We start from the raw sequence: 21,789 nt of genomic DNA, 5'->3' as shown, positions 1-21,789 counted from the left end.
CCTGCTGCGTAGTTGCTGTCGCTGTACCCGGGCAGCCAGCAGACAAAATAGCAGGCCCTGCGGTGCCTACTGTTGAAATAAAAAAGCCAGGCTATTTGCATAGCCTGGCTTTTGACAGGATATTGCTGTTATTCGGCTTAGTTAGGGCCAGTTACCACCAGCTTTTTGTTAACCAGGTCGAAGCTGAAGTTGTATTCGCCTGCAGTCGCAGGGAAGATCGCCAGGTTGCCGTTGGTTGCGCCCAGAGACACTTCCTGACCCACTTCTACTGTCAGGCCATCATCGGTCGGTGCACCCAGGTTAACGGTTGACCAATCCGCAGTAGCCACTTTAAAGAACACGTTGTCGGCTGCCAGGTTAATGCCGGTGACATAGGTATGGCCGGCTTCATTAGTGTTATCTGCATCAGTAGCATTAAAGGCCAGTTGATGCTCTTCGCCCCAGCCATTCATACCACCACGGATATAAATTGGCAGCTCTGTCACTTTCAATACCGGTTTGGCTGTGTTGAAATCCAGTTTAAACAGATAAGAACTGGATTTGCTGACTTTGATACCGATATTGCCACCGACGTCAGTTAACGCTATTGCATCGGCATCGGCTGACATATCAAAGGCGCTGTAACCCATGTCCACGGTTGACCAGTCTTCGCTGGCAAACTTGAACTGGTAGGCTGTGTCTGATGCTTCCAGACCGTAAATCACTGAGTAGCTGCGGCTGGCATCGTCAAATACAATTTCATCTGATGCTGGCGCGGTCCAACCATTTAATGAACCACGGATAAATACGGCGGTGTTACCCAGCGGTTTACCTGGTTTCACTTCCAGCGTTGGCATATCAGGCGCCGACAGATCCAGAATAAAGTCATATTCGTTTTGCTGCGTCACTGTCAGGCTTAACGCCGAGCCACCGCTAACTAACGGGTATGGCTGATTCAGCGTCACAGTAGCGTCGGCACCGGCACCTACGGCAAAACCGGCATCCATATCGGCGATGCTGATGCTATAAGTGTCTGGGGCTAAGCTCATACGCATGCTGAACTGACCGGCACCGCTGTATTCCAGCTCTACCGGTTCACCGTCAATGCTCATTACCGGGAATACCGCCAACGGCACTTCATTAATTTTCAGCGTCACTGCAGCCGGATTAGTGGCATTTAACACATATTGGTAGATAGTGTTTTCTTTTAAGGCAACAAACATATCCTGACCAACGCCGTTACCTGCTGTCAGCAGCGCTTCTGAGCCAACACCAGGGGTGTCACCGCCTTTAATGGCGCCAAAGGTTGTAGCGTCTGACCAATTAGCATCAGCTACTTTAAAGCCGTAGTTTACCGTACCGTCTTCTGCCGGCGTGGCGCTTTCCGGGTGGCTGCCATAGCTGACGTTAAGCCGGAACTTACTGTTGGCATAACTTAGCTGGTTAGCGGTACCCCAGTCGTTAAAGCCGCCGCGTAAATACAGCGTGGTGGCTGCCGGATCAAATTGCAGGATACATTTAGAGGCTATTTCTTCCTGGCCTTCGCCCACGGCTATCGTGCCTGCAGGACATTGCGCTGCCAGTGCCTGACCAACGCACACCTCACCTGTACCGTCCAGCTCCAGACCCCAGCCACAGGCTTTAGTGCCACCGGCTGCGGCACCCAGTAACGGATGCTGGTTAGCGTAAAGCTTACCGTCGTAGTTGTTTACTTTAATGCCATCCTGCAGGTAAGACATTTTATCCAGGTTTGCCAGGTGGCCGGCATTGGCCAGCGGAATACGTAAGTCGGCTTCTGATACGCGTTTAGCGCCGCTGACTTTGTTGTAAACAATCATATTGCCGCACTGATCCGGTGCTTCCAGCAGGTCCAGCGTCCAGTACATACCATAAATAGGATCAATACCTTCAGAAGGTTTGCCCTGGCCCCAGTTGGTGGTGCTTTCGTCCTGGTATGAAGTACAGTCCGGATCATTCCAGGCGTGGATGGTCAGGTCTTTATATACCTCGGTGTTGTCACCGTTATCAATATGCTGCGCGCTACGGTAGAAAATAGCGGCTTTACCCGCCGGTGCCATATAGCTTACCGCAGGTTGCTCATCAACCAGTGGGTTATCCAGCGGCGTGATACAGGCAAAGGTGCCTGATTCATCTGGGATCTGGTAGTTCGGGCAGGCTGCCGGTGGCGTGTAACAGATTTCCTGGCTATTGTTGGCCGCAGTTAAGCTAAGCTCGTTGCCGCGGCTGGCCTTGCTCAGGCGTTCTGACGGGCCGAGATAGTCGGTCAGAGGGACTGACGCAAACCAGCTGTCAAACCAGCTGTCAAACTCATCAGCAAAAATGTCCTGCTGCCCCTGCGATATTTTAAACGCACGGGCTTCTTCTTTCGCCGTAGCCTGACGGGCTTGTTCAGACAGGGTTAAACCCAATACCTCAAATAAATTGATACCAGCATAATCGTAGGTGTAGGCATTAAAAGCAGCTTCATCAAAGGCTGCGCCATCGCGGGCCATAGCCGCGGCTTTTAACGCTGCCTGTTCAGCCGCTGATAGCGGGTGATAATCGGCGTCGACCGTTTGTACGATTTGTGGTGACGGACACCATAAGCCGGTTTTGGTTGTATCGTCGTAGACGTAAGTTTTCTCTATGCTGTCGTCGCCGCCGCAGCCATACAGCACTGCAGTCGTCGCCAAAGCCACCAGAGAAAGCGGCTTGTATTGTAAACTCATAGCAAATAACTCCTTAAAACTTTCTTTTTGTGGTTATTTTTAGGTGCTATTTTTAATAAATGTCCAGTCTGGCCTTGTCTTCCAAACTGCTTTTGCTAGTCCTTTGTAACCCTGTTGCGTGTGTGTGTGTTTGGTGCCTGTATGGGTTTACAAAAAACGGTCCAACGCTGTTGATTGAAACATCAACGTACTAAATCTAATCAACAGTCCGGACCTTGTATAGTAATTCAGAAAGTTATTATGCATGAATACGTATGCATCTGGTTGTCATACCCTGTGTCAGTGCATTAAGTTTACAGCGTGTATGTGTTGCCTTGTAAAAATAGGACTATTGTCAGTAGTGCTTAACTGATATGGGCCGGTGTTAATAATAATAAATGTCGCGTTGTCCGGTGATCTGTAAAGGAAACTCTTCAAAAAATAACAATTATCGTTTGAGGAACACACATGAAAACGTTCAAACCTAGCGCGCTGACAGCAGCGTTACTGGTCGGGGGGATGCAGTTATCAGGTTTTTCATCTCTGGTAATGGCGCAAGAAGCCCAGCAGGCTCCCGCGCAAACAGCTGAAACATCTGAAATTGAAGTTATTGAAGTAAAAGGCTTTCGTCGCAGCCTTATCGAATCGCTAAACGTGAAACGATACTCAGATACCGTGGTTGAGGCGGTATCAGCTGATGATATGGGCGCCTTACCGGATATCTCCATTGCCGACTCTATTACCCGCCTGCCGGGTGTAACCTCAGTGCGTCAGGGTGGCCAATCCAGCGAATTGAATATTCGTGGTTTGTCCGGTAACTTCGTGTTCGCCACGTTAAACGGTCGTGAGCTGGTGTCAAACCAGGGTGGTCGTTCAGTTCAGTTTGACCAATATCCGTCTGAGTTAATTAACTCAGCTCAGGTTTATAAATCACAAAAAGCCAGCCTGATTGAAGGCGGTGTTGCCGGTACTATCGAACTGAGAACCGTTAACCCGCTAAACAATGAAAAAGATCATGAATTCAATGTCCAGGGCCGTTTAAGCTATAACGACTCTGCCGATGCCCACGCCGAAGCTGATCCGGTGGGTAACCGCTTTAGCTTGTCGTATCAGGGTAAATTTTTAGATAACACTTTGGGTTTAGGCCTGGGTTATGCCCGGCTGGAACAACCAAAAATTTCGACGCAGTTTGTTAACTATCAGCCACGTTGTGGTTTACTGCCGTATGACGGCCCGGCTGTGACATCTGACACCGATTGCTCTGGCAACGAGGTAGCGGGCGGCGCCAAGAAGTACTTTGCCCCTACCGGTTTTGAAATCATGGCCCGCGGTGGTCAGGATTTACGTAATGGTTATATGGGTACTCTGACCTTTATGCCAAACGACCAGTTTAAGATGACAGGTGATGTATTTTATTCTAAGTTCGACTCAGAATCTTATGACCGTGGTTACCGCTTTGATGGCTGGGGTTCGTTAATTGACGGCCCTAACTTTGAATTTGCCGACCCGGTACTGGCCGGTGCCGATCAAAACGTAATTATTGGCGGCCATTACTATGGCGATCGCAACGGTACTAATATTCCGGCGCCATTGCCTAACGCGAAAATTCCTTATGGTTTTCAGGTGCAGTCGGACGATGCCACTGTTGACAGTGACGTACTATCTATTGGTACAAACCTAAGCTGGCAGAATGAAAACTGGACCATTGCAGTAGATGCATCACACTCGCGTGGTGAGTCGATTTCAAAAGACGGTGTAATGACGCTGGCACTGTTTGATGATGCCACGGCAGACTTTCCGATTGCGACCGACAATACCTCAGTGTATTACGAGTTAAATGGTCTGAAACTGCCGACCATAGAGTTGGATGCAGCAACCCGTGCTGGTTTATCTGATCCAAACCGGATGATGGTCACCTCGCTGGAAAAATATCCTAACCGTGAGAAAAACGAAGCCAGTTCACTGAAGCTGGATGTAAAGTACGCACTGGAAAACGATCATCTGAACTCGGTTGAGTTTGGTGCCCGCTGGACGAAACGTGAGCATGATTTTGATCGTCAGATGTACCGTTACGGTCTGGATACTGACTTTTTAGCCCGTCGCGATGGTAAGTGGGTATCCAGCTGGGATTTAACCGACCCGGACAATCCGGTTATTGAACAAGCTTTCCCGCCGTACCGCTTAAATGCCGGCGAGTATGAAGTCATGGATCTGGGAGGCAAGTTCGCCCATTATGGCCAGTTCCTGGCAATCAACAACAGCTACATCGAGCAAGCCTGGTTAACCAGCCAGGGTGTAGATACCCGCCCGGGTAAGAGCTGGGATAACGCCTGGACCTTCTTTGAATCGAACGTAGTAACTGAAACCACTACGGCGGTATATGCCCAGTTAAATCTTGATACGGCTATTGCCGACATGCCGCTGACCGGTAACATCGGGGTGCGGGTGGTGCGGTCGAAGCAGGAAAGTACCGGTTTACTGGCGTCCCCAGAGCCAGGTACCGGCGACTGTATTACTGACGATTACGGTGTAGAAAACTGTAACTACGATCGCGTTGTGCAGGGTGTTGAATACACTGATGTATTGCCGTCAATGAACCTGAACCTGCAACTGACTGACAGCGATCAGTTACGTTTTGCCGCGGCCAAGGTAATGTCACGGCCGGATATGACTGATATGCGCGTTAGCGGTAGCTGGTCGTTTGTCGAAAATGCGCAAACCAACCAGACCGAAGCTAACCTGAATGCGTCTACCAGCCCGGCATTGAAGCCGTTTTATGCTAATCAGTTTGATTTGTCATACGAGCATTACTTCACCGAGACCGAAGGTGCCTTTGTAGCGGCGTTATTCTACAAAGACATTGAATCTATCGTGCAGCAGTTCACGCAGGAAAAGTTCGACTTTGCCAGCGCCAACATTGATGTACCTGCCGTTGATCCGATTAAACAAATACCGGTGGTGCCGGGTTCGTACAGTGCTAAGTTCAACAATGGCGAAGGCGGCTATATCCGCGGCGTCGAGCTGGCCTATACCCAAACCTTTGGTTTCCTGCCAGAGCCGTTTAATGGCTTAGGTTTTACCGGCAACGTGTCTTATACCGAAAGTGAGCTGAAAAACTCCTTTATCGCAGTACAGGGCGGCACTGAAACATCAACGCCGTTACCTGGCCTGTCGAAAGTAGTGTGGTCACTGGCAGTGTTTTATGACTATGAAGATCTGTTCTCTACCCGTGTTAACGTGCGTTACCGTGACGATTACGTAGGCGATCAGGTAGCGGTAGGTCAAAACCAACAGGCCTACTTTAAAGAAGAGCTGATTGTTGATTATCAGGCGTCGTATCAGATCACTGACACCATTCAGGGGGTATTCTCGGTTAACAACCTGACCGATGAACCAAATATCTCTTATTTTGGTGAACAGTATCTGACCGGCACCTTGCAATACTTCGGCCGTCAGTTCTATCTTGGTGTAAACGCCAAGTTCTGATAGCACAGCAACCGGAAAAAGCTGTCGCCTGGCGACAGCTTTTTTTTTTGAGGTAACCGATGAATTCTGCTGCACTACAACACATTATTATTGCCGGCGGCGGCTCGGCCGGCTGGATGACAGCTGCCATGCTGGCCTCGCAGTTACAGGGCAATGTACGCATTACCCTGGTCGAGTCTGACGATATCGGCACTATTGGCGTTGGTGAAGCAACGATACCGCCGATTAAACGCTTTAATGCCATGCTTGGCATTGCCGAAAACGATTTTTTAGCGCGCTGTAACGGCAGTATCAAGCTGGGGATCCAGTTTGAAAACTGGGGCGCAGTGGGCGAGCGTTATTTCCATCAGTTTGGTCGTTTTGCTGCCGATTTTGACTATATTCCATTTCCGTATTTTTATCTGAAAGCCCGTCTGGACGGCATGAATACGCCGATTGAGCAGTTTTCTGCCGCCTGGCAACTGGCCAGCCGCAATAAATTTGTGCCACCGAATAACGATCCGCGCTCGTTGTTCTCTGGCTATGACTATGCCTACCATTTTGATGCCGGCCGCTATGCCCGCTTTTTACGCGACTATGCCACAGCGCGTAGCGTAGTAAGAACCGAAGGCAAAATAGCCAGCGTGCAACAACATGCACATAACGGTTTTATCTCGCAGCTGGTGTTAGATGATGGCCGGGTTATTAGTGGTGATTTCTTTATCGACTGCACCGGGCTGCGCAGTGTGTTACTGGGCCAGACGCTGGGTGTTGGTTTTACCGATTGGGGCGACTATCTGCTGAATGACAGCGCAGTAGCAATGCAAACCTCGGCTGATCCGACGTTACGGCCCTATACCCGCTCTATTGCCCATCATGCCGGCTGGCAGTGGCGCATTCCGCTGCAAACGCGCACCGGCAATGGCAATGTTTTTAGCAGCCGTTTTATGTCAGATGATGAAGCCACAAGCTTGTTGCAGCGCAGTGTCGAGGGTAAAGCGCTGACCGAGCCGCGGCTAATCCGCTTTAACACTGGCCATCGCAAGCAATTTTGGCAAAAAAATTGTGTTGCCATCGGTTTATCGGCCGGTTTTCTCGAGCCGCTGGAGTCAACCAGTTTACACCTTATTCAGCGCGCTATTATGCGTTTGGTCAGTTTGTTTCCATCAGCGGTGTGTGCCCAGGAAGATATTGATGAGTACAACGCCACGACCCAGCTGGAATACGAGCAAATTCGCGATTTTATTGTATTGCACTACCATGCCACAGCGCGCGATGACAGCCCCTACTGGCAGTACTGCAAGCAGATGGCGATACCCGACAGCCTGCAGCAAAAATTGGCGCTGTTTAAACGCCATGGCCATTTGCGCATAGAAGATAAAGAGCTGTTTAAACAAGATAGCTGGCTGGCGGTGTTGCTGGGGCAAAATATCCTGCCGGCTGCTGCGGCGCCGATAACGCACGTTAAAACCGAACTGGATATCGGCCGCACCCTGCAGGCAATGCAGCGCCATCTGGCCGATACTGCCGCTACGCTAACCGGCCACGAGCAGTACTTAATGCAGCACTGCCGCTTTATAGCGGATTAAGGCTTAGCCGCGTCCAGTTGTTGTAGCAGTGAACGGGCCTGCGCTGGTGGTGCAGCGCTTAGCAAGCTGCGCTTTAAATAAGCACGCGCTTCGCCATAACGTTTGGCCTGTAACAGGATCTGTGCCGCCTGTAAGTTAGCCATGCCATCGTGCGGCAGGGCGTCTGCAATAATTTTCAGGCTTTTTAACAGCATATCGCCATCCTGCTGTTGCTGGTAATAACGGGCGCTGTGTTGCAGCATGCTGAGCCAGTCGAGATCGCCATCAATATAACGGCGGCCCAGCTGTTGCTGGGCATTTTGCGCAGCAGGAAAATTAACCGGCTTAGGGGCGCGCTGAAATGGATAGTCGGCGGTAAGCTGGGCTATACGCAGCTGGCCGGCAAATTCTTCAGCCGGCAGTATTGGCCGCTCCAGCCAGGCAAATTCTGCTGGCACCGGTTTAGGCCAGCGGCCAAACTGGCGCTGTTGATACAAGGCCTGATAAAAGCTGTCAGCCAGCACAAAGTAACCTTCAATACTGGGATGCAAATGTTCCAGCATCATTTTTTTACCAATAATACCGTGCTCTGACTGGGCTGCCAGCGCTTGCTCAGCGTCGACCAGCACAGCGTCATATTCTGCAGCCAGGCGGCGGATAATGTCGTTAATGGCCGACGGCGCGCGAAAGCGCAGCAGGTCCAGATCCCGTGCCAGCGTTAAATGCTGTTTGGCGCTATCTGCCTGTTGCAGCTGCAAATAAAGCTGGCCCAGCTGATAATGCCAGCTGGCACTTTCTGTTGTGGCTGCGGCCAGGGTATTTAACTGCTGCAATGCGGCGCTATTTGCCGCGTTTTGCTGCAAAATGCCAGCTATTTTCTGCAATTGTGCAAGCTGGTCTGGCGGTGGCGGCAACGAGTTAAACGGCGGCTGAGCAGCCAGATTGCTGGCAATAGTGGCCAGATACACTGGCACACCGGCGCGTTGGTATTTTTGCAACAGCAGGCGCATATTTTGCTCGAACTGCTGCAAGCCAGCCTGATAGCGCTCTGAGTGCAGGGCAATATCTTTATGCCGTGCAACGGTTGCCATGACTGTGCGGCGTTTTTCATCCGGCGTGTCAGCCGGGCGTAACAGCGCCTGATAACCATGCTCGAGCGAGCGATACAGTTCAAGCTGGCGCAGTTTTAGCCACAACAAGGTAGCAGTGGGAGATTGTGACGTCAGATAACTGGAGCCGACACCTAAAATGCCAAGGTATTCATTGTGGCCGGCGTAAATTAATACCGCATCGGGCGCAACCGCCAGAATGTCATCAGATAAATCCAGCAGGGTATAGCTGTTAACGGCCGACAGCGCGGTGTTAACCACTTCAATATGTTTATCTGCCAGGGTACGCTTAAGCCGCTGCTCCAGCATGCCAGCCAGCGATGCACCAACACCAAAAGGGTAACCGGCGGCAGTGGAGCCACCCTGCACCACCAGGCGGATACTGTTGGCCGGTTTATCTTGCAGGATAAAGCCGGGTTCCATTTTTACCGGTGGTCGCGCGGCGTTAGCAGCAAAATAACGCCGGGTAATGTCAGGTTCGGTCACCAGGTAGGCCGGCGCCGCCGGATGTGGAATAAACAGCGCTACCCGCTCAGTGGCAAAACCTAACCGCAGCAACCACTCTGCGGCCAACAACAGCAGTAGCGGCAACATAATGGCGATAGCGCGAAACAGCCAGATCTGCATACGTATTCCTTGCTACAACATCCGTCAAGCGGCATTAAAAGCTATCCAATACTAGGGAATTTCGTTAACTTAAGCCATCACTAAGTTAGTCGTCAACAGCATGAAATATATTCTCGGGCTTTCCTGTTATTACCACGATAGTGCTGCGGCTTTGCTGGCCGATGGCGTTATTGTTGCCGCCGCCCAACAAGAAAGGTTCAGCCGGATAAAACATGACGCCGCTTTTCCGGTTGATGCAATTCGCTATTGTCTGGCCGAGGCCGGTATCAGCCTGGCCGATGTCAGTGCGGTGGTGTTTTACGACAAACCGCTGCTGAAGTTTGAGCGCTTACTGGAAACCTTTATGGCGCACGCGCCGCGCGGCTTTGCCAGCTTTGTCCGGGCGATGCCGGTGTGGTTAAAAGAAAAGTTGTTTTTAAAAACGGTGCTGCGCCGTGAGCTGCGCGCGCTGCAGGCAGAAAGCGATGCGGCCTTACCACAATTGCTGTTTAGCCAGCATCATCAGGCGCATGCTGCGTCGGCATATTACCCGTCGCCGTTTGATAAAGCCGTAGTATTGTGTCTGGACGGTGTTGGTGAGTGGGTGACCAGTTCGGTTTGGCTGGGTGAAGCTAACCAGCTTACCTCATTGAAGGAGATCCGTTTTCCGCATTCGTTAGGTTTATTGTATTCGGCTTTTACGCAGTACTGTGGTTTTAAAGTCAATTCCGGCGAGTACAAGTTAATGGGGCTGGCACCCTATGGCGAGCCGCGCTATGTCGACATGATTTATCGCGAATTGATAGACGTTAAAGCCGATGGCAGCTTCAGCCTGAATATGCGTTATTTTGATTATCCGGTCGGCAACCGCATGATCAACCGCCGTTTTGAAGCCTTGTTTGGTGGCCCGGCACTGGCGTTTAATGCCACACCTGAGCAAAAGCATCTGGATCTGGCCCGCTCGGTGCAGCAAGTGGTAGAAGAAGTGGTGCTGAAAATTGTGCGCCATGCTACAGCGTTAACCGGCTGCCGTAATCTGTGTCTGGCCGGTGGTGTGGCGCTAAATTGTGTAGCCAATGGCCGTATTCTGGCGGACAACGCCTGCGATGCGTTATGGGTGCAACCTGCATCTGGCGATGCCGGTGGCGCTTTGGGCGCGGCCATGCTGGCCTGGCACCGCTTTTATCAGCAGCCGCGCTTGCCCGTGAGCGCGGGCGATGCAATGCAAGGTGCGCTGTTGGGACCGGCTTTTAGCAACCAGCAGATAGAGCAGCAGCTGCAGCAGCTGGGTTTACCTTATCAGCGACTGAGTGCAGAACGGCGTAATCCTGCTGTAGCGCAATTATTGGCCGATGGTGCTGTAGTGGGGTGTTTTCAGGGCCGGATGGAATTTGGCCCGCGGGCGCTGGGTAACCGTTCTATTTTGGCTGATGCCCGCAGCGCCGATATGCAACGGCTGTTAAATCTGAAGATCAAGCAGCGCGAGTCTTTCCGGCCATTCGCGCCGGCAGTATTGGCAGAGCAGGCGGCAGACTATTTTGAACTGCAACATAGCAGCCCTTATATGCTGCTGGTGGCACAATTAAAATCGCAACACTGCGTTACAGCAGAAACCAAACTTAGCGGCCTGGCGCAGCAACAACAGCTCCGCTCTACGTTACCGGCCATTACCCATGTTGATTACAGCGCAAGGCTGCAGACGGTTGATGCCCAACACCAGCCGGCGTTTTATGCCGTGCTGCAGGCATTTTACCAGCTAACCGGCTGCCCGGTGCTGATCAACACCTCGTTTAATGTCCGTGGCGAGCCGCCGGTATGCACGCCGGCAGACGCTATAGCAGGCTTTCTGGCCACTGATATGGACTATTTGCTGTTGCAGGACTGCCTGCTGACAAAAGCTGAACAACCATCTGCTGCTATTGCAAAAGCAAGGCAGCGCCAGTTTACGCCAGATTGAGGGACAGCAATGCATATAGCTGCAGATGACACACCGGCACTGCGCCGTTTTGGCTGGCAAATGGCTGTGGCCTGGCCATTGTTGTTTGGTCTTGCCCTGCCCTGGTTGTTTGGCTCTGGCTGGCCGTTATGGCCGTGGTGTGTTGCGCTAACTTTTGCAGTTTTGGCCTTGCTGGTACCACGGCTATTGTATTGGCCCGCACGCGGCTGGCAGGCATTTAGCCAGGTAATGGGTTGGATAAACACCCGTATCATACTGGCGTTGTTGTTTTATCTGCTCATTACGCCGCTTGGTGTAGTGCTGCGGCTGCTGGGCAAGCTGGACTATAAGCGCCAGCCAGCCACTGGCAGCAGTTACTGGCAGCAAAGCGATAACATCGCCGGGAGTAATATGAAGGATCCTTTTTAATGCGCGAATTTTTTACCGATTTATGGGCGTTTTTGCGGCTGCGGAAAAAAATCTGGTTGTTGCCGGTATTTGTGTTGTTGGCATTATTGGGCGCTCTGGTCGTCGCCAGCCAGCAATCGGCGCTGGCCGGTTTTATCTACACGCTGTTTTAGTGTGCGGCAGCCGGTTAGTTGCTTAGCTGCCGGGCCTGATTCCACAAATTCTGGTGCTGGCTGTGGCTGAAAAAGCTGTGCGGCTGCCAGCAGCGTGGCAGGTAATGGCGAATTTGTCCCGGTTGCCAGCCTGCACTAAGCTGCGCCAGTATTTCCTGTAAGCGCTGTGGCGCTATGACCGACAACCGTTGCCGGGCAGGCTTAAAATATAAATTGTTGTTGATGCTTACCTGGCAATTATGGCCACCGCGGCGGTACTGTAAATTGCGACTGACTACCCGGCACAGCGGTTCGGCGGCATTAGGCGGGTATAGCTGGTTAACAATCGCCAGCTCGTATTTTTCACCCGGTAAACCAGAAAATTGCGCCGGAATAAACGTAATGCCAAAGCCCTGCGGAAAAACGCCGGTAATACGCAAGAAATGTTGCACCCACACACCTGCCAGCTGGCCACGGCTGACAGCATCCTTTAACACCAGGCTGGCTTTGGGCAGGGCGTCGTACTGGTAACGCTGTCTGCCGGGCAGCACTATCGAACTGTATACCTGTGGTATAGCGATAACATGGCACAGCGGTTGCCGGTCGGCTTGTGCGCTAAGTAATTGGCGGATTAATGCCAGCTGCTGTTGCTGCATCGCTGCCAATTGTTGTTTTTCTGCTTTACTGTTACCGCGATACGGCAACACCTGCAAGCTGTCCTTCACCAGCTGCTGCATACCGGCCTGCGTCAGCTGCAGGTAATCATCACGCTCATCCCGGCTCATGCTGCGGCTGGCGTCACGTTCGCCGGCATAGCCGGTTAGTAAAGCAGTAGCTTCAGGTTGCAATTGGCCAATATCAAGCAACATTACCGCGACAACCAGTGGTAATTGTAATTGCAGCCGGTAAGGGCAATCGTCATCGGCATAACGGCGCTGCTGATAAAGCTGTTGTAATTTGTCGTCAGTTAGCAGCTGGTGTTGTAAGCCATGGTCAAGTAAACGCAGACTAAGGGCGGCGCGGTACAGTAACTTATAACCAAACTGCAATTCACACCAGCGGCGCTGTGATTCCGGAGCGGTAAGCTGGAGGCTGCCAAGCACTTTAGCAGAGCGGATCTGACAGTCGGCGGCGTTGTTGCCTTCGGTCAGACGGAGGATTTTTTCGGCTAAAAACCACAGTTGCGGCATTGTCTCCGGGCGTTTGCCGTCGCTGTTATGCTGTACTTTGCCGGCAGCAAACTGTGCATAGCGATAGTAATCACCCACCAGGCTTACCAGGCTACTGTCATCTGCTACCGACGTCAGGGCTTGTAGCATGCGTTTTAATTCACGCATAAAGCTGTTGTCAGCGGCTAAAGTTGGCTTTAACACACGCGGTCTCCGGCAATTCTAATGTGCTCAAGATACCTGAAGCCGCACAACGAATAAAGGCTGTGCTGAGCGGTGCGTTGTTGTGCTGTTATTAATTGGCTGTTTTCATCTTTATTGGTGCCCACGGCCATTTTGCTGTAAGCTCTGCGCCCCTCTGTTTTGGAGGCCACTGCAGCTGCGGCAGTTTAGTTTCGCAGCATTAACTGCGGGATATCGCATGCAATTTACTGATTTAAATCTATTACCTGAATTACTTAAAGCCATTGACGACAAAGGCTACACCACACCGTCACCGATACAGCAACAGGCTATCCCTGCGGTATTGGCCGGGCGTGATCTGATGGCGGCGGCGCAAACCGGCACCGGCAAAACCGCCGGCTTTACGCTGCCATTGCTGCAGGTGCTGGCGCAGGGCTTAAGCCAGGGCCGTAAGGTACAGTCTAACCATGTGCGGGCGCTTATTTTAACCCCCACGCGTGAACTGGCGGCCCAGGTTGCTGAGAGTGTTGCCGTATATGGTAAGTACTTACCTTTGCGCAGCGCTGTAGTGTTTGGTGGCGTAAAAATTAACCCGCAAATGATGGCCATGCGCCGCGGTGTCGATATTCTGATCGCCACACCGGGGCGGTTAATGGACCTGTATCAGCAAAATGCGGTGAAATTCGGCCAGCTGGAAGTATTAGTGCTGGACGAAGCGGACCGCATGCTGGATATGGGGTTTATTCACGACATTAAAAAAATCCTCGCGCTGTTGCCGAAAAAACGGCAGAACCTGCTGTTCTCGGCCACCTTTTCAGAAGAAATCCGCACCTTAGCGCGTGGCCTGGTGGCCAACCCGCTGGAAGTGTCCGTCGCACCGGCCAACACCACCGCCGAGCGGGTAGAGCAGCTGATTTATCCGGTTGATAAAAACCGCAAAGCCGCGCTGGTAACCAAACTGATTAGCGACAACAACTGGCAACAGGTACTAATATTTACCAAAACCAAACACATGGCGAATAAACTCAGCCTGCATCTGGATACCGCCGGTATTAAGGCCGCGCCAATACATGGTAATAAAAGCCAGAATGCCCGCACCAAAGCGCTGGCCGATTTTAAAGCGGGTACCATCCGTGCCTTAGTCGCTACCGATATTGCCGCCCGTGGTCTGGACATTGATCAGCTGCCGCAGGTGGTAAATTTTGAATTGCCTAACGTCGCCGAAGACTATGTTCACCGCATTGGCCGTACCGGCCGGGCAGGTGCTGCTGGCCATGCTATATCACTGGTATGTGCTGATGAAGGCAAAGAGCTGGCTGGTATTGAACGGCTGATAAAACAAGTGTTACCACGCCAGCTGATGGCGGGCTTTGAGCCAGCTAACCCGCTGGCCGACTCTAAACTGAATAACAAACCGTATAAACCGAAAAAAGCCAAAGCCCCCCGCACCGGCCACCGTGATGGTCAGCGCGCACCGGCAGCACGGCCGGCAGCTAAACCCAGTCGTTAACCGCTAGTAATAGCTGTAAAAAAGCAGGCTCTAAACTGCTGTGCTAGAATGATATTTCCTGATAACGCCTGCTACGGAAGCGGGCGTTAAAGTGGAGATAGCACAACAGTGGCAAAAACACCTTTTTTAGTTATTACCCTCTGCCGGGCAGACGCTTAATGAAGTGCCTGCTTTTGGCAGTGTTAGTCAGTGTGTTTCCGTTAGCCGCGGCTACTGTGCTGGTGCATGGTACTGTGCCGCTGGACAGTTTAACCCAGACACAACTGCGTAATATATTCACCTTGCGGCAAACCTTGTGGCCTGACGGTACACCGGTCAGGGTTATTGTTATGCCCGACAGTTCGGCAGCGCATCAGCGCTTTTGCCGCGAACAGTTACGGTTATTTCCGTATCAGCTAAATAATATCTGGGATAAACACAGTTTCTCCGGCACGGGCCGCAGGCCGCAGCAAGTAGATACCAGCAGTGAGATGCTGGAATTATTGCGCACTGTTCCCGGCGCTATCGGCTATGCAGAGCAAAGCAGCACCGACTCTGCTATTAAGGAGGTGCGTATTGACTAAGCTTACTGCAGTAATCCTGTTGTGCCTGCCCGGTAGTCTTAGCAGTATCGCCGTTAGGGCGGCAGACGCCAACTTTAACTGGAATGGCTTTATTGCCCAGGGCCTGATCCGTGCTGAAGACAGCAGCTTTGTAAACGCCGATGGAGATTGGTCGGCGCAGTTAACTGAGTTGGGGTTAAATGCCCGCTACCAATTGGCGCCGGCCTGGCATCTGTCCGGACAAACCGTCTATCTGGATGGTGGGAACCGCTATCCGCCCGGCTTGCGGCTGGACTATTTGTTTGTTGATTGGGCGGCTTATAACAGCGAGGCCTGGCAGGCGAATATTTATCTCGGTCGTTTTAAAAACCAGCACTGGTTGTATTCCAGTACCCGCGATGTACCTTTTACCAGGCCATCTATAGTGCTGCCGCAGTCAGTCTATTTTGACAGCTTTCGCGATATTGCGGTGGCGACGGACGGCTTGTCGCTGCAACTGCGCCATTCTGCCGATTATGGCGATCTGACCTTTAACTGGAGCTATGGCACTGTGCCGATCTCGGTAGAGCAAAGCCGGCAATTGCTGGGGCAGCAAACCCAGGGCGACACCCGTATGAACCATGATCACAAGCTCAGTTTGTACTGGCAGTCACTGCATAGCAAATTTAGCTACGGCGTTATTATTCAGGAAGCGACCTTTGATTATCGCCGCGGTGGCACTGAGTTATTAAGTGATGCCCGTTTTACATCGCAGCGGCTAATGCTGGCGGCGCGTTATCAGAGCGAGCATTGGGAGTTAAGTACAGAGCTGCAGCAAGAGGTGGTGACGACTGAGGGGTTCTTTTTACCACAATTTTCCCGCAAGCAGTTTGGCCAGGGCGGCTATGTGATGCTGCAATACTACTACTCAAACAACCTGCGATTATTTACCACCCTCGACTATGCTGTGACAGACAAAGACGATCGGCAGGGCAAAAAGTTGCAACAGATGACTGGCGGTGCCGTACCGGCGTATTTTGGCTACCAGCATACGTTTATGCTGGGTGGCAGCATAGATTTAAACCAGCATTGGCGGCTGGATGCCGAAGTGCACTGGGTTAAAGGTACTGGCCGGCTGGCACCGGTTATTCAGCCCGATGTGAGCCGCAATAACAGTGAGTACTGGCAAGTGCTGGCACTGCAGTTGATGTACAGGTTTTAACTATGCCACGCTACCTTAGCCTGTCGTGGAAAATTTTGCTGTTGATGCTCAGCATGTTGCTGATATTGCTGCTGTGGTTTACCGGTTTGTCGCTGCTGCATATGAATGACCAGTTCACCCGACAGCAAGCACAGCGAAAAGCGCAGGGCCAGCAATACTTTGATGTTTATAACCAGTCTTCCACCCAGCAATTATTAACCTGGCTACAAACGCAGGCAGAGTTACAGCAGCTGCATCTGGCCGACGATTTTAATCAGTTCGCCGCCAGCTTACCGCAACAGTTTGAACCACTTCAGCAGAATTTTGCCGTGCAACAACTGTACTTGTGGAACCAGCAGCAACAGTTACTGTATAGCAGTGCTGAGGCTACAGAGATTAAACCGGCGGTGGTTGTTGCGGCTACGCTGCAGCATCAACAGCCACAAACAGACACCCGCTGTGGGCAAATCTGCGAAAAACAATTAACCCTGCCATTGTTAAACCGTCACGGTGAAATTGCGGTACTGCAAGCTAATGCCGATATGGCCGGGGTATTGTTTAGCCTGCATCAGGCGCTGGGCGTTGATGTTGCTTTGGTGCAGGTTAATGCAGACGATGCCGCGCAGCAACAACTCAGGTTATTGCTGGCATCAAACCGGGAGCTGTTGCGGCAACTGTATCAGGTGTTACCGGCGCAGTTTGATCTGGCTACAGCCCGCGAAGAAGGCTTGATTTTGCAGCTGCAGCAGCAAAGTTACTTTATCCATTTTATTACGCTGGCGCCGGCACAATCAGATGCCTATGTGTTACTGATGCTGGAGGATGTCAGCGCGTCGGTAGCCGAAAACAGCCGCTATCAGCAGCGTGTGCTGACCATGGCAGCAGCGTGCTTTCTGTTATTGCTGCTGCTTATCATGCTGATTACCCGGCGTATCAGCCGGCGCATATTGCAACTGGCGGCAGCTTTGCCGCTGCTGGCGCAGCGCCGTTATGCTGCTTTTCGACAGCAAAGTCAGCTGCCAGCGGCCTGGTTTGCCGACGAACTGACCACCTTTAATGATTCGGTACTGAGCCTGAATAATCAGCTGGAGACGCTGGATTTGCAACTGGCTGAAAATACCGCCAGTTTGCAACGCATGGCGATGGTTGATCAGCTTACCGCGCTGGCCAACCGCAATATGCTGCAACAGCGTTTAGCTGCGGCCTTAGCTAACCTGACGCAACAGCCGGGTGTTGTCGCTTTGCTGTTTCTTGATTTAGACAAATTTAAAACCATTAACAATAGCCGCAGCCATGTGGTGGGTGATCAACTGCTGATAGAAACCGCCCGCCGGCTGGAAACACTGGCAACGCCGCTAGATTTAGTGTGCCGCTTTGGCGGTGACGAATTTGCTATTTTATTATCTGGTTTAACCGCGGCCGACCAAGCCGAAACGATGGCGATGCGGGTGTTAGCCCTGTTTGAGCAGCCTTTTGTGCTGGCTCAGGTTTCGTTGCGTTTAAGTGCCAGTATCGGTATTAGCTATACCCAGGACGCGCAGCAGGATGGTGATGAATTAATCCGCTGTGCTGATTTGGCGATGTATCAGGCCAAGGCGTCGGGGCGCAATTGCTATGTGGTGTTTAACCAGCAAATGTCAGCGGATTTGGCGGCACGTATCCAACTGGAAACTGAACTGCGTCAGGCGCTGTTGCTGCAGCAATTTAGTCTGAGCTTGCAGCCGCAGGTTAACCTGAATAGCGGCAAGTTGTGTGGGTTTGAAGCCTTGATCCGCTGGCAGCATCCGCAGCGCGGTATCGTAGCTCCGGATGAGTTTATTCCGGTACTGGAACAAACCCAGCTGATAGTGGACGTGGGCTACTGGGTATTTGATCGCAGCTGCCGTTATTGTGCTGAGCTGATAGCCGCAGGGCTTAACGACGTGACTATAGCGGTGAATATTTCTGCTGATCAGTTTTTGCACACTAAATTGCCAGATCGCTTTGGCCAGATCCTGCAACGTTATGGTTTGAGCGGCCACCATTTTGAACTGGAAATTACGGAAAGCACACTGATTAACAATTTCAGTGAAACGCTGGGTATGATGTACCGCTTAAAAGCGCAGGGATTTCGGCTGGCGATAGATGATTTCGGCACCGGCTACTCGTCACTCAATTATCTGAAGCAAATGCCGGTCGACGTGATAAAAATTGATAAGAGCTTTGTAGTGAATATGCTGGATAACCCGCAGGATTATCAGATAGTCGCCTCGACTATTGCCATGGTACAGAAACTCGGCTTGCAGGTCGTGGCAGAAGGGGTGGAATCTTTAGCGGTGGTGAAGTTGTTGCAGCAACACCAGTGTGACTTTGCGCAGGGTTACTATTTTTCTATGCCGTTAGCCGAAACCCAGCTACTGGCTTTTGTGCAGCAGGTTTTGCAGCAACACTGGCCGGCGGCTTTGCTGCCGCCGGCCACACAAACCTAAAGTATTAACTAAGGTATTAACTGCCGATAATACCGCCGTCATCTTTGGTAATAACCACAGTCGCCGAGCGGGCCCGGCTGCTGCCGCCATCTGGCCAGTGGCTGGTAAAGTTATCCGGCGTTGAGCGGTCGCCCGGGTGCTGAATATTAACAAACAGGGTTTTCATATCCGGCGTGGCGCTGATACCGGTGACTTCGCAGTCGGTAGGGCCAACTAAGAAACGTTTGATCTGCCGGGTTACCGGGTCTGCAACCAACATCTGGTTATTGCCAAAGGGGCCTTCACCTTGCTGTGAGCCGCTCATATCGGTTTGGATCCACAATAAACCGTTGCTATCAAACCATAAGCCATCCGGGCTGGCCAGATGATTATCGGCGCTTAATGTCAGGTCGGTACCCGGTGTGGCAGTGCCGACATCACCGGCCAGTAAAAAGATATCCCAGTCAAAAGCGGTGGCTTCCTGTGTGTCGCGCTCGTTCCAGCGGATTATATGACCGGTAGCATTGGCGGCACGTGGGTTAGCGCCGTCGGTTTGGGCTTCAGTGCGGCGGGTGTTATTGGTCAGGGTAAAATACACCTCACCGGTTTGCGGATGCACAGCGCCCCATTCCGGCCTGTCCATTTTGGTGGCACCGGCTACATCAGCTGCTAAGCGGGTGTTTAACAGCACGTCGGCCTGATCGCTAAAGTTAACACCGGCCGCCGCGACCTTGGCAGCGAAGCCGGCGTTATTCAGATCCAACGGCAACCAGTCACCGCTACCATCAGCATTAAAACGCGCAACGTACAGTATGCCATCGTTTAATAAATGGCCACCGGCGGTATTTTTGTAATAAGGCGCAGTGGAAACAAATTTGTAGATGTACTCGAAAGTGGAGTCATCTCCCGAGTAAACCACCACAGGTTTGCCTTCTTCCAGCTTGCCAAAGATCACACCCTCGTGACCAAAGCGGCCCAGTGCGGTGCGTTTTTGCGGTACGCTGTCGGGGTTAAAGGGGTCAATCTCAACTATCCAGCCGAAGGTATTCGGCTCGTTGCGGTAATCACCGGCAGCGGTGGCTGCAAGGCTGCTGGCATTAAAGCGCTGGTACACATCAGCGGCCGGTGTAGCCGTTTCCCAAAAGTAACGGCCATTAGCTGATGGCACTCCATAGCGGCTGTGCTCACGGGGTTTGTCGGCGTCGGCATTCATAAAATAGCCAGCCCAGTTTTCTTCGCAGGTTAAATAAGTGCCCCAGGGAGTATAGCCATTACCACAGTTGTTTAAGGTGCCGCGGGTACGGCTGCCGTCCGGGCTGTATTTGGTTACGACTTTAGCGCTGCCGCGCACCGGGCCGGCCAGTTCCATTGGCGTTGCGCCGGTAATGCGACGGTTAAACGGGCTGTTATCTACCAGCGCCCAGCTGCCGTCAGCTTGTTGCTGAATATGTGCTACCGACACACCATGCGCAGCCACTTCTTTGCGCACTTCATCGGCCAGCCTTGGCACTGTCGTGATGCCATTAGTATGAATAAGGTTGTTGTCGATATATTCGTGGTTAAATACCAACAGGCCTTCAGTCGAATTGTTACCGTCACTGCGCGCGTCTATCGGGAAAAAGTGCATACCGTCATGGTGCATGCCGACCTGTTGTTCCTGATCACTGCCGCTATTGCTGGCGTCGGCTAAAAACGGTGGATAGCTGCCATTAAGCGGGGTGCCCCAGGGTAAAAATGCCTGAGCGCTGTAACCCTGCGGCACGACGATGGCGTCGGCGCGGCCAGTGGCAACTGCAGTAAAGCCCAACAAAGGTGCGCTAGTTACAGGCGGCACCACCGGCGTTGGCTCGCCATCATCGCTGCTACTGCAACCCACTACAGAGCCGCCGATAAAGGCTGCCACGGCAGCTCCGACGCTGCCTTTTAAGAAGCTACGCCGTGCCATACGGCTGTCGACTATGGCGGCAAAAGTGGGGTTAACGGAAAAATTCGTTTGGGGATCTACCCCTGAATTATCGATACTGACGTTGGTTTTCTTGTCTGTCATTATTATAGGCTCCGGCGTTGGGCAAAAAACTGGCCCTATTACAACGATGCCAGATGGCAGTAACATTGCCGTTACATAACAATTGCATGGCAGTTTTATGATAAAAAAAAGACGGGCGGCGGAAGGTTAACGGATAAATGCTGTTTTGCTGCTGGGCGCGGCGGAGTCTGCTCTGATATAGTAAGGCAAAAATATGCATGGAGCCGATAATATGCAATGGCAGGTAAATGTCTTTGATGAACTGGATAGCTACACCCTGTATAGCTTGTTGCAGCTGCGGGTTGATGTGTTTGTTGTAGAGCAAAACTGCCCCTATCCGGAGCTGGATGACAAGGATCTGCATCCACAAACCCGGCATGTGATCTTAAAAAAGGGCGAAAAAGTGATTGCCTACTCACGGGTGCTGGCGCCGGGCGTTAGTTTTGACGGCTTTCCGGGTGTTGGCCGGGTGTGTGTATCACAAACCGCGCGGCGTTTAGGTTTAGGCCAGGTGCTGGTAGAAAAGACGCTGAGTGTGGCGGCAGAATTGTGGCCCGATACCGATATTCATATTTCAGCCCAGTGTTATTTGCAGCAGTTTTACCAGGATTTAGGCTTTAAGCCGGCCAGTGAGCCCTATCTGGAAGACGATATACCGCATTTAAAAATGATTAAACCTGTGCAGTAAAATCAGCGTAGTAACATTAAAAAAGCCGCGATAAACGTAATGCCGGTCAGTTAAGCTGACCGGCATTTTTCTTTTTAACGGGATACTTAAGTTTGCTCGATTTAACACTTCTT

At 51.9% G+C, this 21,789-nt stretch carries 14 protein-coding genes; 10 read left to right on the top strand and 4 right to left on the bottom strand.

Annotated features, from left to right (window positions below; genetic code table 11):
• Nucleotides 1–137 precede the first annotated feature (137 nt).
• Nucleotides 138–2,708 (bottom strand): hypothetical protein, encoded by a 2,571-nt coding sequence (locus MN202_RS18320; protein ID WP_335737593.1) that lies wholly within the window; start codon nt 2,706–2,708, stop codon nt 138–140.
• 447 nt (nt 2,709–3,155) lie between these two features.
• On the opposite strand from MN202_RS18320, the gene MN202_RS18315 reads away from it, so the two are divergent.
• On the top strand, nt 3,156–6,173 hold the full coding sequence (locus tag MN202_RS18315) for a TonB-dependent receptor (protein ID WP_335737592.1): 3,018 nt from the start codon (nt 3,156–3,158) through the stop codon (nt 6,171–6,173).
• A gap of 59 nt (nt 6,174–6,232) precedes the next feature.
• Entirely contained in the window at nt 6,233–7,741 is a 1,509-nt protein-coding gene (locus MN202_RS18310) for a tryptophan halogenase family protein (RefSeq protein WP_335737591.1), read from the top strand.
• Here MN202_RS18310 and MN202_RS18305 read toward each other — a convergent pair.
• Nucleotides 7,738–9,456, bottom strand: a complete 1,719-nt coding sequence (locus MN202_RS18305; RefSeq protein WP_335737590.1) for an SGNH/GDSL hydrolase family protein — start codon at nt 9,454–9,456, stop codon at nt 7,738–7,740. The two genes, MN202_RS18310 and MN202_RS18305, sit on opposite strands and share 4 nt — an antisense overlap.
• 100 nt (nt 9,457–9,556) lie before the next feature.
• Here MN202_RS18305 and MN202_RS18300 point away from each other — a divergent pair, with 100 nt between their 5' ends.
• The 3 genes from MN202_RS18300 to MN202_RS18290 are packed head-to-tail and all read left to right on the top strand — an operon-like array spanning nt 9,557 to nt 11,952.
• Nucleotides 9,557–11,392 carry a carbamoyltransferase family protein gene (locus MN202_RS18300; protein ID WP_335737589.1) on the top strand — a complete coding sequence of 612 codons (1,836 nt, stop codon included), beginning with the start codon at nt 9,557–9,559 and terminating at the stop codon, nt 11,390–11,392.
• 9 nt (nt 11,393–11,401) lie between these two features.
• Nucleotides 11,402–11,800 (top strand): SxtJ family membrane protein, encoded by a 399-nt coding sequence (locus tag MN202_RS18295; RefSeq protein ID WP_335737588.1) that lies wholly within the window; start codon nt 11,402–11,404, stop codon nt 11,798–11,800.
• Nucleotides 11,800–11,952 carry a DUF5989 family protein gene (locus tag MN202_RS18290; RefSeq protein WP_335737587.1) on the top strand — a complete coding sequence of 51 codons (153 nt, stop codon included), beginning with the start codon at nt 11,800–11,802 and terminating at the stop codon, nt 11,950–11,952. Before MN202_RS18295 ends, MN202_RS18290 begins: the two co-directional genes overlap by 1 nt.
• Before the next feature lie 14 nt (nt 11,953–11,966).
• Here the strand turns inward: MN202_RS18290 and MN202_RS18285 are convergent, their stop codons facing one another.
• Entirely contained in the window at nt 11,967–13,304 is a 1,338-nt protein-coding gene (locus MN202_RS18285) for a hypothetical protein (RefSeq protein ID WP_335737586.1), read from the bottom strand.
• A gap of 217 nt (nt 13,305–13,521) precedes the next feature.
• Between MN202_RS18285 and MN202_RS18280 the strand changes: the two genes are divergently transcribed.
• From MN202_RS18280 to MN202_RS18265, 4 genes are all read left to right on the top strand, one after another.
• On the top strand, nt 13,522–14,793 hold the full coding sequence (locus MN202_RS18280; protein ID WP_335737585.1) for a DEAD/DEAH box helicase: 1,272 nt from the start codon (nt 13,522–13,524) through the stop codon (nt 14,791–14,793).
• A 158-nt stretch (nt 14,794–14,951) separates the two neighbouring features.
• Entirely contained in the window at nt 14,952–15,356 is a 405-nt protein-coding gene (locus MN202_RS18275) for a type 2 periplasmic-binding domain-containing protein (RefSeq protein WP_335737584.1), read from the top strand.
• Nucleotides 15,349–16,536: a hypothetical protein gene (locus tag MN202_RS18270; RefSeq protein WP_335737583.1), complete on the top strand. Its 1,188-nt coding sequence runs from the start codon at nt 15,349–15,351 to the stop codon at nt 16,534–16,536. Before MN202_RS18275 ends, MN202_RS18270 begins: the two co-directional genes overlap by 8 nt.
• A 2-nt stretch (nt 16,537–16,538) precedes the next feature.
• The gene (locus MN202_RS18265) at nt 16,539–18,983 is read left to right on the top strand and encodes an EAL domain-containing protein (RefSeq protein ID WP_335737582.1); all 2,445 of its coding nucleotides are present in this window, start codon (nt 16,539–16,541) and stop codon (nt 18,981–18,983) included.
• A 16-nt stretch (nt 18,984–18,999) separates the two neighbouring features.
• Here MN202_RS18265 and MN202_RS18260 read toward each other — a convergent pair whose 3' ends face one another.
• A complete protein-coding gene (locus tag MN202_RS18260; protein ID WP_335737581.1) occupies nt 19,000–21,009 on the bottom strand; it encodes a PhoX family protein in 2,010 nt (669 codons plus the stop codon).
• Nucleotides 21,010–21,202: 193 nt separating this feature from the next.
• Here MN202_RS18260 and MN202_RS18255 point away from each other — a divergent pair, with 193 nt between their 5' ends.
• Nucleotides 21,203–21,676: a GNAT family N-acetyltransferase gene (locus MN202_RS18255; RefSeq protein WP_335737580.1), complete on the top strand. Its 474-nt coding sequence runs from the start codon at nt 21,203–21,205 to the stop codon at nt 21,674–21,676.
• Nucleotides 21,677–21,789 lie beyond the last annotated feature (113 nt).

The sequence above is a fragment of the Rheinheimera muenzenbergensis genome (assembly GCF_036984005.1).
Taxonomy (GTDB): Bacteria; Pseudomonadota; Gammaproteobacteria; order Enterobacterales; family Alteromonadaceae; genus Alishewanella; species Alishewanella muenzenbergensis.
The sequence above is the reverse complement of the archived record's forward strand: the minus strand, read 5'-3'. Positions and strand labels throughout refer to the sequence as shown.

What these genes read in the sequence shown, in the direction of transcription:
- MN202_RS18320 (WP_335737593.1), bottom strand. Translation starts at nt 2,708, where the DNA reads ATGAGTTTACAATACAAGCCGCTTTCTCTGGTGGCTTTGGCGACGACT.
- MN202_RS18315 (WP_335737592.1), top strand. Translation starts at nt 3,156, where the DNA reads ATGAAAACGTTCAAACCTAGCGCGCTGACAGCAGCGTTACTGGTCGGG.
- MN202_RS18310 (WP_335737591.1), top strand. Translation starts at nt 6,233, where the DNA reads ATGAATTCTGCTGCACTACAACACATTATTATTGCCGGCGGCGGCTCG.
- MN202_RS18305 (WP_335737590.1), bottom strand. Translation starts at nt 9,456, where the DNA reads ATGCAGATCTGGCTGTTTCGCGCTATCGCCATTATGTTGCCGCTACTG.
- MN202_RS18300 (WP_335737589.1), top strand. Translation starts at nt 9,557, where the DNA reads ATGAAATATATTCTCGGGCTTTCCTGTTATTACCACGATAGTGCTGCG.
- MN202_RS18295 (WP_335737588.1), top strand. Translation starts at nt 11,402, where the DNA reads ATGCATATAGCTGCAGATGACACACCGGCACTGCGCCGTTTTGGCTGG.
- MN202_RS18290 (WP_335737587.1), top strand. Translation starts at nt 11,800, where the DNA reads ATGCGCGAATTTTTTACCGATTTATGGGCGTTTTTGCGGCTGCGGAAA.
- MN202_RS18280 (WP_335737585.1), top strand. Translation starts at nt 13,522, where the DNA reads ATGCAATTTACTGATTTAAATCTATTACCTGAATTACTTAAAGCCATT.
- MN202_RS18275 (WP_335737584.1), top strand. Translation starts at nt 14,952, where the DNA reads ATGAAGTGCCTGCTTTTGGCAGTGTTAGTCAGTGTGTTTCCGTTAGCC.
- MN202_RS18265 (WP_335737582.1), top strand. Translation starts at nt 16,539, where the DNA reads ATGCCACGCTACCTTAGCCTGTCGTGGAAAATTTTGCTGTTGATGCTC.
- MN202_RS18260 (WP_335737581.1), bottom strand. Translation starts at nt 21,009, where the DNA reads ATGACAGACAAGAAAACCAACGTCAGTATCGATAATTCAGGGGTAGAT.
- MN202_RS18255 (WP_335737580.1), top strand. Translation starts at nt 21,203, where the DNA reads ATGCATGGAGCCGATAATATGCAATGGCAGGTAAATGTCTTTGATGAA.